This is a genomic window from Anaerophaga thermohalophila DSM 12881, assembly GCF_000191885.1.
Taxonomy (GTDB): Bacteria; Bacteroidota; Bacteroidia; order Bacteroidales; family Marinilabiliaceae; genus Anaerophaga; species Anaerophaga thermohalophila.
The window spans coordinates 1-15,496 of the sequence record NZ_AEWI01000003.1 but is presented as its reverse complement, the minus strand read 5'-3'; the positions used below and the strand labels follow the sequence as shown (position 1 = coordinate 15,496).

Annotated in this window: 13 protein-coding genes and 1 tRNA gene; 9 read left to right on the top strand and 5 right to left on the bottom strand. The window is 40.5% G+C overall.

The genetic code is table 11. The annotated features are described in order from the left end of the window. Positions 1–315 precede the first annotated feature (315 nt). From ATH1_RS0101635 to ATH1_RS0101620, 4 genes are all read left to right on the top strand, one after another. Positions 316–1,524: a hypothetical protein gene (locus ATH1_RS0101635; protein ID WP_010416665.1), complete on the top strand. Its 1,209-nt coding sequence runs from the start codon at positions 316–318 to the stop codon at positions 1,522–1,524. Positions 1,525–1,631: 107 nt separating this feature from the next. Next, a complete protein-coding gene (locus ATH1_RS0101630; RefSeq protein WP_010416663.1) occupies positions 1,632–3,980 on the top strand; it encodes a TonB-dependent receptor in 2,349 nt (782 codons plus the stop codon). An 18-nt stretch (positions 3,981–3,998) separates the two neighbouring features. Further along, positions 3,999–4,880 (top strand): DUF4249 family protein, encoded by an 882-nt coding sequence (locus tag ATH1_RS0101625; protein WP_245531682.1) that lies wholly within the window; start codon positions 3,999–4,001, stop codon positions 4,878–4,880. A gap of 275 nt (positions 4,881–5,155) precedes the next feature. After that, the gene (locus ATH1_RS0101620) at positions 5,156–5,440 is read left to right on the top strand and encodes a hypothetical protein (protein WP_010416659.1); all 285 of its coding nucleotides are present in this window, start codon (positions 5,156–5,158) and stop codon (positions 5,438–5,440) included. Between the two features lie 10 nt (positions 5,441–5,450). Here the strand turns inward: ATH1_RS0101620 and ATH1_RS0101615 are convergent, their stop codons facing one another. The 3 genes from ATH1_RS0101615 to ATH1_RS0101605 form a co-directional block, all read right to left on the bottom strand. Further along, positions 5,451–5,957 carry a flavodoxin gene (locus ATH1_RS0101615; protein WP_010416658.1) on the bottom strand — a complete coding sequence of 169 codons (507 nt, stop codon included), beginning with the start codon at positions 5,955–5,957 and terminating at the stop codon, positions 5,451–5,453. A 94-nt stretch (positions 5,958–6,051) separates the two neighbouring features. Next, on the bottom strand, positions 6,052–6,717 hold the full coding sequence (locus ATH1_RS0101610; RefSeq protein ID WP_010416657.1) for an O-methyltransferase: 666 nt from the start codon (positions 6,715–6,717) through the stop codon (positions 6,052–6,054). Beyond that, positions 6,704–7,930, bottom strand: a complete 1,227-nt coding sequence (locus ATH1_RS0101605; RefSeq protein WP_010416656.1) for a M16 family metallopeptidase — start codon at positions 7,928–7,930, stop codon at positions 6,704–6,706. Before ATH1_RS0101605 ends, ATH1_RS0101610 begins: the two co-directional genes overlap by 14 nt. Positions 7,931–8,075: 145 nt before the next feature. Between ATH1_RS0101605 and ATH1_RS0101600 the strand changes: the two genes are divergently transcribed. After that, a tRNA-Phe gene (locus tag ATH1_RS0101600) sits at positions 8,076–8,148 on the top strand. Between the two features lie 46 nt (positions 8,149–8,194). Here the strand turns inward: ATH1_RS0101600 and ATH1_RS0101595 are convergent. Next, a complete protein-coding gene (locus ATH1_RS0101595; protein ID WP_010416655.1) occupies positions 8,195–8,719 on the bottom strand; it encodes an HdeD family acid-resistance protein in 525 nt (174 codons plus the stop codon). A gap of 355 nt (positions 8,720–9,074) precedes the next feature. Further along, positions 9,075–10,673 carry a glycoside hydrolase family 28 protein gene (locus ATH1_RS0101585; protein WP_010416653.1) on the bottom strand — a complete coding sequence of 533 codons (1,599 nt, stop codon included), beginning with the start codon at positions 10,671–10,673 and terminating at the stop codon, positions 9,075–9,077. A gap of 215 nt (positions 10,674–10,888) precedes the next feature. Between ATH1_RS0101585 and gpmI the strand changes: the two genes are divergently transcribed. The 4 genes from gpmI to ATH1_RS20995 all read left to right on the top strand — a co-directional run bounded on the left by gpmI (position 10,889) and on the right by ATH1_RS20995 (position 15,354). Next, entirely contained in the window at positions 10,889–12,418 is a 1,530-nt protein-coding gene (gene gpmI / locus ATH1_RS0101580; RefSeq protein ID WP_010416652.1) for a 2,3-bisphosphoglycerate-independent phosphoglycerate mutase, read from the top strand. A 344-nt stretch (positions 12,419–12,762) separates the two neighbouring features. After that, positions 12,763–13,032, top strand: coding sequence for a hypothetical protein (locus ATH1_RS0101575; protein WP_010416651.1), 270 nt, complete (start codon positions 12,763–12,765; stop codon positions 13,030–13,032). 97 nt (positions 13,033–13,129) lie between these two features. Next, complete coding sequence (xerA, locus tag ATH1_RS0101565) at positions 13,130–14,269, top strand: site-specific tyrosine recombinase/integron integrase (RefSeq protein WP_010416650.1); 1,140 nt, start codon at positions 13,130–13,132, stop codon at positions 14,267–14,269. A 293-nt stretch (positions 14,270–14,562) separates the two neighbouring features. After that, complete coding sequence (locus ATH1_RS20995) at positions 14,563–15,354, top strand: hypothetical protein (protein WP_139035195.1); 792 nt, start codon at positions 14,563–14,565, stop codon at positions 15,352–15,354. Positions 15,355–15,496: the final 142 nt, after the last annotated feature.

Genomic DNA, 15,496 nt, shown 5'->3' with positions numbered 1-15,496 from the left:
CAGCGAATAATTTGGATATATTAGAGTCCTCCCGGGATCACAACGCAAAACCGCAATTCTTCTAAAAGAATTGTGGTTTTTGTTTTTTATTGTATTTACAACAACATTCGTCATGCTTTTGCGTATAAAATCATGTATGAGTGCAGTATAAAAAGCATATTTTTGTCAAAATCAAGGCGTTTTAAATTTTTGTACCGGAGTTAACTTGTTGTTAATGAGGAAGCAAAAATTTAAAACAACAACGAGTTTGGCAACAAAGATGTTTTTTAGACTGGGCTCATGTATAAATCATTGTTTATTTTAAATAGATTGTCTATGAAAATCAAAAACCTTTTGCTCGGGTTACTGGCCCTTGCACTTATGACAGGCTGTAATGATGATGACAACAACTCTGAAGAGTTCAGTGATCTGACAGTTGAACAGCACAAAGCCAATATTGAACAAATCGGCATCGATGTGCTGCATCAATTGGACGATTTGCGTGACATGAATGCCATTCATGTTGCCGTGGATTTCATGGAATTGGCTGATACTACTTATGAATCGACTGCAATGACTGTGATGGGCCCTCTTGCAGCCCTTCAGGATGGAGTAGATGCCGTGTTTACACTAAAAACCACAGTCTCCCTGGCCGATCTTTACCCTGATGATGTTGGTATTTATACTTACAATCCCGAAACCAACAAATGGGACAAGGAAGAATCGACTGATGAGATCACTTATCATTTCCCGACCAAAGATAGTGAAACCAACAATGCTACAATTTCTGTTACAAAATTCGATAGTTTTGTAGTGACAAATCCCGATATTATTCAGGAGGTAGAATATTTGCCAAAATCTGTCACCGTCAGTTTGGTTGTTGATAATAAGGAATTAATGAAGTTCACTTTTAATGCCACGTATGATGATGATGACATTCCACAGTCGGTTACCGAAAACTACTATATTGGTGATTATAAGATAACTACCTCTTTAGAAAAGAGTACTTCAAAAATTTCATTTGATCAGTCGTTTACTTATGACGGGGACAACATCATTTCATCTCATTTCGATAGTGATGGAACCTTCAATTATGACACTTATTACGAAGACTTCAATAGTGAAGAAGAGTTTCCCGGGAGTCAAACACTTGTTGATGCTTCCAATGTATGGGTAGTTGTTGGCAACCTGAAACTGCAAGGTGTGGCCAACTGGGAAGGACTCAGGAATGCCGAAGGACAATTTGAAGATGTTGAAACCGAGAAGGCCTTTTACGAGGAAATGGCGAACGTTATGAATGACAACGTTAAAATGTATGTGAAGTACAATGACAAGAACGAAATTATCGCGGCCAGCGAGTTCTATGCTCTTGAGCGTTCCGATGAATATGGTTCATATTGGGATTTTAGCATGAGAATGAAATTTTCCGATGGTTCATATATGGATGAATCTTTCTTCACTGAAGAGAATTTTCCCCGATTTTTTCAGGAAGCAGAGAAGTTTATTTCCGATATAGAGACCAATTACGGATTGACCCTGCAATAAAATAGGACACCTTTTTACCTGATTCAGGAATGGACTTATTTTTGAATGGATCAGGTTAAGATAGATAATTGGAGGCCAGGATAAATCGTGGTCTCCAATTTTTATTTATGGTTAAAGCTTCCGGATCGATGATATTTCGTACCCTGTTGTTTTTCTTTTTTGCTATTGGAATGGCAGGTCATGCTTTTGCGCAGAGTCATTGCATTAGCGGTCGGGTGATCGATTCGGAAACGAAAGAACCGGTGTCGGATATTCACCTTTGGGCAAGCCGGTCGGAACAGGGTACAATTACCGACCGTTCCGGCAGATTCCGGATTTGCGGTGAAGGTGATGATGTGCTGGTATTAAGCCATACTGCTTATCAATCAATAAGAATTCCCTTTAACTATAAGCGCGAAGATACCCTGACAATTATAGTTGAAAAAAAAGAAATTCTGACCGAGGAGGTCAAAATCACAGGGCAAAGAGATGTTTTGATCGATAAATCGGTTCCGGCGACTGGTCAGATTGCCCGGGGTGATATTCTGAGACTCCCCTCGGTTTTAGGCGAGGCCGATGTGGTGAGTGCCCTTCGTCAATTACCCGGGATACAATCGGTAGGAGAAGGGATAGGCGGAGTTTATGTGAGAGGAGGAAGTCCGGGCCAGAACCATGTACTTCTCGACGGGATGGAATTAATGAATCCTGTTCATTTAATGGGTGCTTATTCGGTGTTTAATCCACTAACAACAGAGGATGTATCCATATATAAAGGGCACTCACCGGTTTCGGTGCGAAGCGGACTCTCTTCTTCAATAATCGTTTCGTCCGGTGATCCGCTTTCCGGATTTGAAGGGGGGAGTGGCTCTTTGGGTAACATAGCTTCCAACCTTACTTTTTCAGGCCGGGGTAAAAATGAAAAGTTAGGCATCACAGCAGGTCTGAGGCGCAGCTATCTTGAATTGTATCGTGGAATTTCCGGATTTTTCCTCAGTGAAGAAGAAAACTATTTTAAGCGGAGTTTTTACTCATTTTATGACTTCAATGGTAAAATTGTTTTTCAGCCGCAGTCCGGTTCCCGTTTTACTTTAAGCTGGTACGTTGGGAAGGATGATTTTAAAATTGATGATGATGATCTGGAGTATGATGCCGGCACCAACTATGGGAACAATGCGGCAGCCTTGCAGTGGGTTAAAAGAACCGGAAGCAACAGTTCCTTAAAGGTTTCAGCAGGATATACATCGGCTTGGTCCGATTTCATGGGTGAGATCATCCAAAACGATCTCGATTTCAAAAGCAGGCATCAAAAATTGTCGTTTAGTGCCGGTATCACGAATGAATTTGAGAAGCACTTGCTCCGATACGGTGCCGGAGGGGCATGGTATAAAACCACACCTTGGGATATGCATCTGGTAGAGTTGGAGGATACAACCAACTATAATGATGTTTTTCGCAACAGTGAGGTTACATTATATTTGGAAGACACCTACAGGTTGACCCATGATATAAGTCTTTATGCAGGTATCAGAGGGTTTTATTATGCTTCATTGGGACCATATCAGTACGACGACGATGAAGGTGTTTTTATTTCCAGCAATAAAGGTGAAATTGCCGATGACAAATGGTATTGGAGTTACTCTGCGGCCTTGTCGTATGAAACCCTGGACAATGACAGATTTAAGATTGCATGGTCGCGTCCTGTTCAAATGCGGCATCTGGCAACTTTGAGTTCGATGCCTCTTCCCAACGACTTGTGGATGATGGCTTCTCCGCGTTTGGAACCTCAAACAGGACATCAGTGGTCGGTCGAGTATGAGAGAAAGACACCTGTTTTTTCTTTTTCATCCGGAGCTTTTGTGCGGTTGATGCAAAATCAGTTGATTTTTAATGTCAACATCGACGGAGATGAAATGAATTTTGAAGACCATTTCTTTCACGGTAAGGGAAGAGCCTGTGGAATTGAGATTTCTATAGGAAAGAATATTGGTGATCTCCGGGGAGATATCAATTATACATTGTCAAAATCTGAAAGGTCTTTTCCTGATATATTTGACGGAGTGTGGTTTAATGATAAGTTTGACCGCACACACGACCTGTCGATCAAGAGTTCTTACAAACTTTCACAGGAGTGGTCATTTTTTGCCAACTGGACTTATGCCACCGGAATATCAATGACGTTACCATCCGGAAGGATGTGGTTGATGGGCAGTATTATGAATGATTACGACGGGTACAATAATTTTCGGTTACCTCCTTATCATCGTCTTGACTTGTCCGCTTCCTTACGTTTAAAAAGCAGTACCTTTAAAGAGTCGACGCTTGATTTTTCGGTCATCAATGTCTATAACCGAGCCAATCCTTATTTTGTTTTTTACAAGGTCATTCGTGGCGACAGCAATTATGATATAGATATCCGTGCGGCACAGGTTTCGCTTTTTCCCGTGATGCCTTCGGTAAGCTGGAAATTTAAGTTTTGAAACAGTAATTTGCCAACTATGAAGTTATTACTCTTCTTAATTATGATTGCACTGGGTCTCTCTTCATGTCAAAAGGAAGTAGAACTTGATCAGCCGTCCTACCGGCGGAAAATTGTTGTGGACGGTTACATTGAAACGGGTCGGCAGGCTCATGTTTTTCTGACGCTGAGTTCTCCTTACCTGACGCATTACGATTCCGCATCAATCAGGGAAACATTTCTGAATTATGCAAAGGTAACTTTGACATCATCGACAGGGGAGGAGGAGGTTCTTACATTGTTTCGTGAAGACCGCTTTTTCCCGCCATTTGTATACAAAAGCATTGCGATAAAGGGTCAGGAAGGTGAAACCTATCATTTGAGAGCAGAGGTAAAAGGACGAATTGTGACCGCTACTACAACCATACCTCAGGCTGTGGCAGTTGTTGATACCAGGATGACACAGATTTCCGATACAACAGGATTCGTTGAATTTGCAACCAATCCACCGAATGAGGGGAGTTATTATTTGTTTACAAGGGTGAAAAGTCGTTTCGCCGATAGCGATTTCCATCCATCTTTTAACCCTCTTTCAAGGGTAAAATTCACTCAAAACCCTCCTGTATGGCAAAGAATACTGAGGTCCTCCGAACTTGGTCATTACTTCAGCGATCCCAAATCATCCTTTTATGATCCTTATGACTGGTTTGAGTACGATCGTCGCGATACGGTAGAAATTATTGTCGGGACGGTTGACTCAGTTTCCTACCGGGTAATCGAAAGCCTCTTCATTGACCGTGTCAATCAGGAAAATCCGTTTGCATTTAACGGCAACCGGATTGAGACCAACATTGAAGGAGGTATTGGTCGATGGACAGGGATTGGGATTACCGGTATCGAAACCATAATTACCGAAGATTAAAACAAAAACCAGCAAGTTACATGACAGTAATTTGTTAAAATTTTTCAATGCGCTGCAAATCAATTGTTTGTAATAAAAAGATTTTGTTTGCTAAAATGCAGACTATCAATATTGTGTGTATGATCTTACATCTTATATCTAAAAATCTGATAATCTATTAAGGCAATCTTTGTCATGCTCGTTTCATCTGTCTAATATGTTCCTTGTTGCTGTGTAATTCTTTTATTTTTATTTATTTTTGTCCCATTTAATTAAAGAAAAGAATTTCTTCAGTTATGGCCAAATACGGCAAAGATTCAGGGAAAAATAACAATAAACGCGATGATGCTTTAAAACGAAAGCATAAGGCAACTATATTGTTGAACGATAAAGAGCTGGAAGCATTTGAAGTGTATTGTAAAAGATACAAGGTAAAAAACAAGGCACGTTTTATACGTGAATCGGTTATGCGTGTTGTTATGGATCAGTTTATGGAAGATTATCCTACACTTTTTGAAAAAAGTGATCTTGACAGACTCAAGGTTGAGAACAGGGACGATAAGGACAATGAAGAGTACTGAAACCCCGAACTCAAAACTCTTTCCTCAATTGTTCACTCCAGACAGCAATTCTTCCGTCGGTCAGATCCGGCTCATTGTCTTCATCAAGGGGAAGTCCGATAAACATTCCATCCCTGAAAGCCTTTGATTCACTAAAGTCGTAGTCGTCGCCCGGCCACTGCCCGATAAAATTTGCTCCTGTGGGTGCTAAAAGTTCATAAAGTTTTCCCATGCCGTCGCAAAAAGTATCTGGATAAGTTTGCTGGTCGCCCAGACCAAACAATGCTATGGTTTTACGCGACAAATCAAGCGTCAGGAAAGCTTCAACAAAGGTTTCGAAATCGTCCTGCAGCTGACCGACTCCCCAGGTGGAGGTTCCTAAAATATAAAACTCATATTCATTCAGTGTTTTCAGGTCAGCACTTTCTGCCGGAATCAGATCGGCTTCAGGAAATGCGGCATGCACCTTCTCTGCAACAAATCTGGTATTACCTACTGATGATCCGTATATAATGGCTGTTTTTGGCATATTGTTCATGTGTCTCTGGTTACTTTTTCTCTAAAATGCCAATTATGCTGGTTTTTTCCCAAATCTTTTGGCTAATCTAAAAACGTTAACCTGTTCCAAAAGTTCAATCTTTCATCCGGATCAACATCAGCCCGTCTCTTATAGGGATGATAACCTGTTCGGTGCGGGGATCGTTTTTAACCATTTCGTTAAAGTCAATTATTCCCCGTGTGTAGTCGTCATTTTTCAAATCGGCATCCACCACTTTACCATTCCATAGAATATTATCGGCCAGGATATAACTTCCCGGGTTCATTTTTTTCATTACCGCCTGATAGTAGGCGGGGTATTCTCTTTTGTCGCCATCGATGAACACGAGATCAAATGTCACATTCAGATTGTTTATTTTGTCGAGTGCATCACCGATATGGAGAACAATTTTATTTTCGAGGGCTGCTTTTCGGATGTAATGCCTGATGAAAGATTCGAGTTCATCGTCACGTTCTATGGTGTGAAGTACAGCATCTTTCTCAATTCCACGGGCGATGCAGATGGCCGAATAACCGGTGAAAGTACCTATCTCCAAAACCGTTTTTGGCCTTATCATCCTACAAAGCATCGTTAATAGTTGGCCCTGAACGGGGCCGGAGATCATCCTTGGCCGCAATATCTTTAAATGTGTTTGTCTTCGGAGCTCGAGGAGCAGATTATCCTCGGGGGTGGAGTATGCTTCAATGTAATTGTCCAGTTCAGGTTTTTGGTTACCCGTTATGTTGTTATGATTGCTCATAGATGAGGTATGAGAGTTGGTTGTCGTCAAAAATTTCGTTGGCTATTTCCATCAGGTCTGTTGCCGTGAGATTGTCAATTTTTTTATAGATATCGGCCAGCGAGTCTACCTTATTGTAGAGAAGGAAACTTTTGCTTATGTTGAGCATCAGGTTTTCCTTGTTGTCGTTGGCAATAGTGATTTGTCCTTTCAGTTGTCGACGGGCCTTGTGCAGTTGCATCTGCCCGAGCTTTTTGTCACGAAGGCGGGCCAGTTCGCGTCGGACAATGCGTATGCTTCGGTCAATATTTTGCCGGTCGGTACCAAAATAGATACAAAAAACACCTGTCCCGTAATAGGGGGAATAGATCGACTCAATGTTATAGGCAATGCCGTTTTTCTCGCGAAGTGCCATATTGAGTCTGCTGTTCATCCCTGGTCCGCCCAGAAGGTTGTTGAGTAGAGACAGCCCCAGTCGTTTGGGATTTTCAAGGTCGTAAGCGATATTCCCGATGGTTATGTGACTTTGAAATGTATCCAGTTCTTTGCGTAAGACCGATGGCTTATACGGAGGGGTAGGGGGACGTAATGACTCGCGGAAACCGGGCGGTTCCTTTCCAAAATATTTATTGGCGGCTTTTAGGAATTTCCCGGGCGCTATATCTCCTACCATGCATAACACCATTTGGTCGGTATGATAATTATTGCGAATAAATCTGAAGATGTCTTCCCGCGTAAAATTTTTTATCGATTCTGCCGTTCCCAGGATATTGTGCCCCATAGGACCGTGGTTGAATATAAGTTCTTCGAAATCATCGATAATCAGTTCGGCCGGATTATCCTTGTATGAATTAATTTCATCGATAATAACCTCTTTCTCTTTTCGTATCTCTTTTTCAGGGAAGACCGAATGAAAACTGATGTCGTGGAGCAGCTCCAGGGCTCTTTCAAAATCCTGAATCAGGAAGGAGGCATAGATGGCAGTTTCTTCTTTTGAGGTATAAGCGTTGAGTTCCCCGCCTACATCATCAATCCGACTCAGAATGTGCCAGGTTTTGCGCTTTTCTGTGCCTTTGAAGATAACATGCTCGATGAAGTGTGCCATGCCGTGTTCGTTTTCATCCTCGTCGCGTGAGCCTGTATTGATAATGAGTCCGCAATGACCGACGGGGGATGGAACACGATGATGCACAATCCGGATGCCATTTGGAAGTGTATGTGTAAATAAATCCATGGGCTGTATTGGAAAAATTTGAGCGCAAAAATAACTAAACATCAGGGAATATCATGTTGGAATCAGAAAAAAGGAAGGATTAAAAATGACGGCAATGGTTTTGTTAAAACAAATCTTTCAGTATATTTGCAACTGCTTTTGAAATGGTGCCATAGCTCAGTCGGTAGAGCAACGGACTGAAAATCCGTGTGTCCCTGGTTCGATTCCAGGTGGTACCACCCCACAAACAATAAAAAAGCCGGCGAAAGTGCCGGCTTTTTTATTTTATCTGTTATGTATTCGCCATGCCAGATACAAGCGTGTGATGCCAAACCACAGGGCATATCCTCCCATGATGAGGGTTGCCAGAACAGCTCCTTCGAACGGATTGAAGAGCAGAAGTAACCCGATGGCCAGTGAAAGAATAGCGTGGATAAGTGATAGCCTTGGAGCAGGGCCGGCTTCTTTCATTTGCAGATAAGCAGCGAGTTGTATGGCTCCTAAAAAGGTGATGAAAAGCCCGATAAATACGACCATCAAACTGGCTGTTCCCCCGGGATAGGCAACAATCAGAAGTCCGATTAATGTATAAAAGATACCCTGAACGAGAATGAAATTTTTTACTTCGTTTTTCCCTCTTACTGCGGAAATGATTAATACAATTCCCGCTATCAGGGCCAGGATGCCAAGATAGGTGGCAATGGTCATTAAAGCTTTAGCGGGGTCAATAAATATCAGGAGTGCAATCAATAGGGCAAGCACCCCTTTTATGATTTCGGTAGTAGTGTTTCTGTATAAGAATTCTTTCATGATTAATACACTTTCAATATTTTGTTAAATTTTTCTACCAACTTTCAATCAGCTGTTTGAATTTGAAAATAATAATGAGTCTGGCAACAAAGATGCTTTTCAGATCGGGCTTATCTAAAAATAAATTTAACAGTTTGTATGACCTTTATTTGTTGTCAAATTTAAAAATTTATCTGAAAGATTCCACATCCGGCATCCACTCTTCGACATTCACAAATGAGTTTATCAACACAGATGCTTTTTAGACCGGGTTCATAAATCATTCTTTGTAGTCATCAACATCGAAGAGGTGGTGTAATAGAAAGTGAACGGTGATTGCAGAATATAATCCCTGGTAAACCCGGGGAACAACCTTTTACCACTTAGCCTCCGGGATGTTTTTCATAATTGCATTCTTATCGACTTCTTCTCCGAGGTCAATATCGCTTTTTGGCAGATCAGGAGCTACAATTACGCCTGTATATTTCCCCTCCAGAAATATTGGAGCCCCTTTCTCGTTGTCGTTAAGTGTAATATTCTTCAGATATAATTCATAAACATCTTTACCAATTAGTGCCCTTTCTTCAGACTTGAGCCTGATATTTTCTAAGGTGATATTTTTAACTCTTGCTAAACGGATGCCTTTTTCAGAGTTGGTTACAATTATATTGTCCATACGAATGTTTTCTATCCATTTTTCAGGCAGTCCGTTCAGAACAATGGCATCAGGAACACCGTCTATCCGGATGTTCCGGATATCAATATTCCGGACCATAGGGGAAGGGCCAATGCCTGCTCCGGCGTATGCAGTGTTAATATTAATGGCTTCGTAGGTGATGTCTTTCATGCTAATGTCCCGGACGAAAATATTTTCTATCACATTACCACGCCCTCTGGCGGTTTTGAAACGGATGCCCCGGTCGCATTTTTCAAAAACGGCATCATGGACGTAAACATTGCGTATGCCGCCGGAAGTTTCGCTGCCAAAAACAACGCCCCCGCTTCCGGTGCGTACTTTATAGGCATAGTAGTTCCGGATGACTACATTCTCTGTAGGGATATTGATTGCCAGACCATCTTCGTTAAACCCCGATTTCAGGACAATTGCATCGTCGCCTGTGTGCAGTTGATTATATTCCAGAAGAACATCATGAGAAGAATCGACAACAACACCATCACCGTTTTGCGAGTCCAGACTGTTGACGGTAATATCTCTTACAATAGCATTTTGTGAATAAACCAGGTGAATATTCCACATGGGACTCTCATTCAGGGTGATCCCTTCTACCAGAATATTTTTTGATTTCCAGAATACTACGAAGTTGGGACGCATGCCTTCTTTTCCTGCCCCTTTCCCGAAGTTTTTCCGGCGTGACAGAGGCACTTTAGCGGCATTTGCCCGTGGCTGTACGGTTCCCCATTCCAGCCAGTGCTGTCCCTGGCCTTCGAGAGTTCCTTTACCGGTGATGGACACATTGGTTACGTTGGCGGCATATATCAGCGGTGAATAATTATATACTTCAACCCCCTCGTAGCGCTGGGGAACAACGGGCAGATAATCCGTTTTATCTTCACTGAAAAACAGGGAGGCATTTTTTTCCAGATGGAGGTTTATGTTACTTTTAAGATGAACAGGGCCGGTTAACCATTGGCCGGCAGGTACCAGTACCGTACCGCCGCCACTTTCAGAGGCCGCATCAATGGCTTTGTGAATGGCATCGGTGCACTTATTCGTTTTGTCAGCATCCATTTCTTTGGCTCCGAAATCCCTGATGTCGAAGGTCTTATTGGGAATATCCGGACGATTAAACGGCGGCATTTTAAAGGGTGCTTCAACGGGCGCAATTTCGTATGGAACCTCTGAGTATGGTTTTGTTTGTGCTTGCCCCGAAATAGTGAACGAGGATACAGTTATTATCAGAAAATATGCTGCTTTTCTTAAGGAGTTTTGAAAATCAATTTCTTTCGTGCTCATGCTCATAGTATGTATATCCTTTTGGGAATAAAAGTAATGACTTTTTCGGAATAGTCTTTTCTGTCTTCCCGGGGTATTTAATTTTTTAACTTCCTTAACATCAACTGCTTTTTTTTCAATGCCGAATTGGGTACTTTTGCCGGTTATTGTAAACTGAAAGACATATTGTTTGTTACTCTTCTATGACGAAAAATAATAATTAAACAAAAATAACCATGGACAAAAAAACCATACTGATCATCCTCGACGGTTGGGGATACGGCAAAAAAGACAAAACAGATGCTATTCACACAGCAGGCCCTTCTTATTTTGAGAGCCTGCTGAAAAAATATCCCAATTCTCAGCTTCAGGCTTCCGGCGAACATGTTGGTCTACCCGAAGGACAAATGGGGAATTCGGAAGTGGGACACCTTAATATAGGTGCCGGACGCATTGTTTATCAGGATTTGGTAAAAATTAATCTTGCCATTAAAGACAACAGCATTTCCGAAAATCCGGAACTTGTAAAAGCTTATCAATATGCTAAGGAGAACGACAAACAGGTTCACTTTATGGGGCTCGTTTCCAAAGGAGGTGTGCACAGCAGTCAGGAACATTTATACAAACTTGTTGACGTGGCCAAAGATTTTGGTCTTCAGAAAGTGTTTGTTCATGCTTTTATGGATGGTCGCGATACCGACCCCAAAAGCGGGAAAGGGTATCTGGGCGAATTGATGGAACACCTTAAAACATCTGTTGGTCAGGTGGCATCGGTTGTAGGACGTTACTACGCTATGGACCGTGACAAACGATGGGAACGCATCAAAGAAGCTTATGACCTGATGGTTCACGGTAAAGGAAAACAGGCAAAGGACCTTCAGGCAGCAATCCAGGAATCGTATGACAATGATGTCACCGATGAGTTCATTAAACCAATTGTTCATGTAGATGACAATGGAAATCCGGTCGGGACGCTTAAAGAGGGTGATGTAGTTGTGTTTTTTAATTTCCGTAATGACCGTGCCCGGGAGATTACACAGGTACTTACTCAGCAGGATATGCCTGAGTACGATATGAAGACCATTCCGTTGTATTATTGCACGCTCACACCTTATGATGTGACATTTAAGAATATGCACGTGTTATTCGATAAAGAGAATGTGAAAAATACCATGGGAGAGGTCGTTTCTCAAAACGGTCTGAAGCAGTTACGCATTGCCGAGACAGAAAAATATGCTCACGTTACATTCTTCTTCTCAGGAGGACGCGAAGAGGTATTCGAGGGGGAAGACCGCATCCTGATAAATTCACCAAAGGTGCCTACTTATGATCTCCAGCCTGAAATGAGTGCTTATGAGGTGAAGGATGCAGTAGTGGGCGAACTCAACAAAAACAAGTACGACTTTATTTGCCTCAACTTTGCCAATGGCGATATGGTAGGACATACCGGTGTTTACGATGCCATTAAGAAAGCGGTAAAGGCAGTGGACAGTTGCCTGAAAGATGTGGTTGAAGCAGCGAAAAGGAACGGTTACGAAGCCATTATTATTGCCGACCACGGGAATGCTGACAATGCGGTAAATCCTGACGGGACTCCCAATACTGCTCACTCTCTTAATCCCGTCCCTTTTATTTGGGTGTCGGAAGACCGTAAAGGTAAAGCGGAAAATGGAATTCTGGCCGATGTGACACCGTCACTTCTGAAACTTATGGGAATAGAACAACCCAAAGAAATGACAGGTCACAGCCTGATTGCTTTTGATTAAGAGATTTGATTTAAAGTATAATTGTGCCGGGTCTAAAAGCATCTTTGTTACCAACAAACTCATTGTTGTTTAAAACGCCTTGATGTTGACAAAAATATACTTTTTATGGCGCACTCTCATTTAGTGTCAGTTCAGAAAGTGCCACCTGTTTCGCAAGCCCCCCCCGATGATATCGGGGGAGGCATTGCAACCGGCACTTTCTGAACTGACACGTTATTTATAGTAAGAAACTTTCCAGAATTTATAGACGGGCACGATTTATTTGGAGAAACTCACTATGCAACCTGTAGAATGCTGCCCGAAATTCGTCCCTGCTCACCGGCAGCAAAAAACTTTTGACTGGAATGTCACATTTGATTGACATTAGTGTTGAATGCTATTCAGGCTATCGTGCAGATGCATATCCTGTAAAATTTTATCTGCACGATATGCCATTTAATATTACTGAAATTATTGACCACTGGTATCAAAAGGAATCATCACCGGATTATCCGGAGGCAGTCTACTTTAAAGTTGTTACCAACGACCAACATCACTACATTTTGAAACATGCTTTAGAGCACGACAAGTGGTTCTTACTTGTAAAGGGAGAGGCCATTAACCTTGAAATTTAAACATCGCCTGCAGGTCGTATGTCAAAAAAACGCCTGATGATTTGGAAAGAAAAATTGGTAATGCTAAATTTACTGATGCATAAAATAATCATCCAAATTGAAGGCTAAACCAACCATAACATTAGTCCCGGATCACCACAGAAACGACGAAGTGATTTTTTTTAAATTTTCGTATGATCCGGAATTGATTCGGAATGTGCGTCAGTTATCGGAGATCCGCTGGAGCGCAACCCGGAAATGTTGGTATCAGCCGGGAAGTAAATTCGATCTGCAAAAAACCCGTAGTCTCCTGGAACCGGTTGCTTTTCTTGATTACAAATCTCTGTTATCCGAAAACAACACATCCCCTTCGAAATCAAATCTGAGTCATTTAAAATATTCTCATCGGGCATCTACCCCGCTGCCCGAAGGCTATTTGGAAAAATTGAAGCAAAAAAGATATAGTGAAAACACCATTCGTACTTATACAGGTTATATTAAAGATTTTATTCATGCCTTCAAAAATAAACCCATAGAAAAAATTTCAAAAGATGATATCAACAATTATTTGCTTGAACTGATAGAAAAACATAAAATATCGGGGACAGAACAAAATCAGAGAATAAATGCCATCAAATTTTACTATGAAAAAGTTTTGGGAAGGGAAAAAAATGTCTATTACATTGACCGTCCAAGGTCGGAAAAATCCTTACCAAAGGTATTGAGTAAACAAGAAGTTATCGCTATAATAAAGCAATGTAAAAACATTAAACACAAGTGCATATTATCTATGATTTATTCGGCCGGATTGCGCAGAAGTGAATTGATTAATCTGAAACCTTCTGATATACTTTCCGAAAGAAATCAAATCATCATACGACAGGCAAAAGGGAAGAAAGACCGTTACACCCTTCTTTCACCACATCTGTTAAAAGACTTAAGAACTTATTATAAAATCTACCGTCCAAAAGAATGGCTTTTCGAAGGACTGGCCCCCGGAACCCAATATAGTGCTTCCAGTATTCGGAAAATTCTGTTGACCGCTGCAAAAAAAGCGGGAATAAAAAGAAGAATTACGCCCCACATGCTCCGTCATTCTTTTGCAACACACTTGTTGGAGCAAGGAACCGACTTAAGATATATTCAGGCATTATTAGGTCATGCATCAACTAAGACAACCGAGATATACACTCACGTATCAACACAGGAACTAAGTAAAATCATAAACCCACTTGACGAACTTTGGGATTCAATCTAACATAAAAAGGTGCATAATACATGCTATATTGGCATGTATTGTGTACTTTTAAAACTGATACAAGAAATATATATGCACTTACGGTGTGTTTATAAAGGCGTTGTGTGGCATTAAAACAACAAAGGATTGTGCCTAGATATTGATTTTGATGGCAAAAACTCCTTAAAGAAAACACTGAATGCCAAGGAAAGAAAAACTAAATTACCGTTTTTTCAGATTATAATCACAAACTTAAAGTAATAAAATCTGTTCTAAAGATTTTCAAAAACAGACAATACAGAAAAGACATCATAATGGAGAAAACATTAAATACAAAAATCATTCTGTCAACACTATTGCCAATCATTTTAATGATTTTCATATTCCCGTCAATTGGAGTTCCATACAATTTTTTATTTGAGAATAATAATTCTGTTCTATCATATTCATTAGCATCTTTATTAGCATCATTATTAATTGGGTCGTTTATACCTCTTATTGAAAGGAATAAAAAATTAGAATTCCATATTTTTTTAATTTCAATTATTTCGTGTGGAATTTTGTATTGCTTAGGCATTTTTTCGAACAATGAAGTTTTTTATAGTTTTTTTAATCCATTTATTGTTATTGGAGTAGGTACATGCTTAATGAAAGGATATTATAAAGAATCAATAATTGCTTTTATATTAGGTTTCGGATATTACTCATTTAATTTCTCATTAATAACAGCTCCATTTTTATTAATACCCGCTTTTCTCATTGCATGGCTAATTTTATGTGGATATAGATTTAGAAAGGTTTCAACCATTGGGTTTGCATTAAGTACTTTTCTTTTTCATATGAATATTGGGCTTTATGTACTCCTATTTGAAATTAATGATTATTTTGCATTTGTTCATTCTGAAAATTTAATAGTTGCAAGCTTTTTTATATTACTTGAAGTACTTTTATGGTATTATATACTTAATAGATTGATAAATTCTTTTTTCATGGGCAACAAACTAAATAAAGGATATAATTATTATACTTTATATATACCAGTATTGTATATAATCCCTCTAATTTATTTTTTAATAAGTGTAAAGAAAGAAAAGAAAAAGAATTAAACGCCACACAACAAAGCTATGATACGCCAGCCGTGGCATCCACAGCATATTGAGGGTTTCGTATTCCCCTCTCCCATGCGTTCAAGCTGATAAATCCATAGCTGGTCTGAAACCACGCCCAGGCGCATATAGCCGGGACGTT

Excerpts from the sequence above, each read along its gene's own strand:
- ATH1_RS0101585 (WP_010416653.1), bottom strand. The coding sequence starts at position 10,673 with ATGAGCACGAAAGAAATTGATTTTCAAAACTCCTTAAGAAAAGCAGCA.
- ATH1_RS0101620 (WP_010416659.1), top strand. The coding sequence starts at position 5,156 with ATGGCCAAATACGGCAAAGATTCAGGGAAAAATAACAATAAACGCGAT.
- ATH1_RS0101605 (WP_010416656.1), bottom strand. The coding sequence starts at position 7,930 with ATGGATTTATTTACACATACACTTCCAAATGGCATCCGGATTGTGCAT.
- ATH1_RS20995 (WP_139035195.1), top strand. The coding sequence starts at position 14,563 with ATGGAGAAAACATTAAATACAAAAATCATTCTGTCAACACTATTGCCA.
- ATH1_RS0101625 (WP_245531682.1), top strand. The coding sequence starts at position 3,999 with ATGAAGTTATTACTCTTCTTAATTATGATTGCACTGGGTCTCTCTTCA.
- ATH1_RS0101630 (WP_010416663.1), top strand. The coding sequence starts at position 1,632 with ATGGTTAAAGCTTCCGGATCGATGATATTTCGTACCCTGTTGTTTTTC.
- ATH1_RS0101575 (WP_010416651.1), top strand. The coding sequence starts at position 12,763 with ATGTCACATTTGATTGACATTAGTGTTGAATGCTATTCAGGCTATCGT.
- gpmI (WP_010416652.1), top strand. The coding sequence starts at position 10,889 with ATGGACAAAAAAACCATACTGATCATCCTCGACGGTTGGGGATACGGC.
- ATH1_RS0101595 (WP_010416655.1), bottom strand. The coding sequence starts at position 8,719 with ATGAAAGAATTCTTATACAGAAACACTACTACCGAAATCATAAAAGGG.
- ATH1_RS0101635 (WP_010416665.1), top strand. The coding sequence starts at position 316 with ATGAAAATCAAAAACCTTTTGCTCGGGTTACTGGCCCTTGCACTTATG.
- ATH1_RS0101610 (WP_010416657.1), bottom strand. The coding sequence starts at position 6,717 with ATGAGCAATCATAACAACATAACGGGTAACCAAAAACCTGAACTGGAC.
- ATH1_RS0101615 (WP_010416658.1), bottom strand. The coding sequence starts at position 5,957 with ATGAACAATATGCCAAAAACAGCCATTATATACGGATCATCAGTAGGT.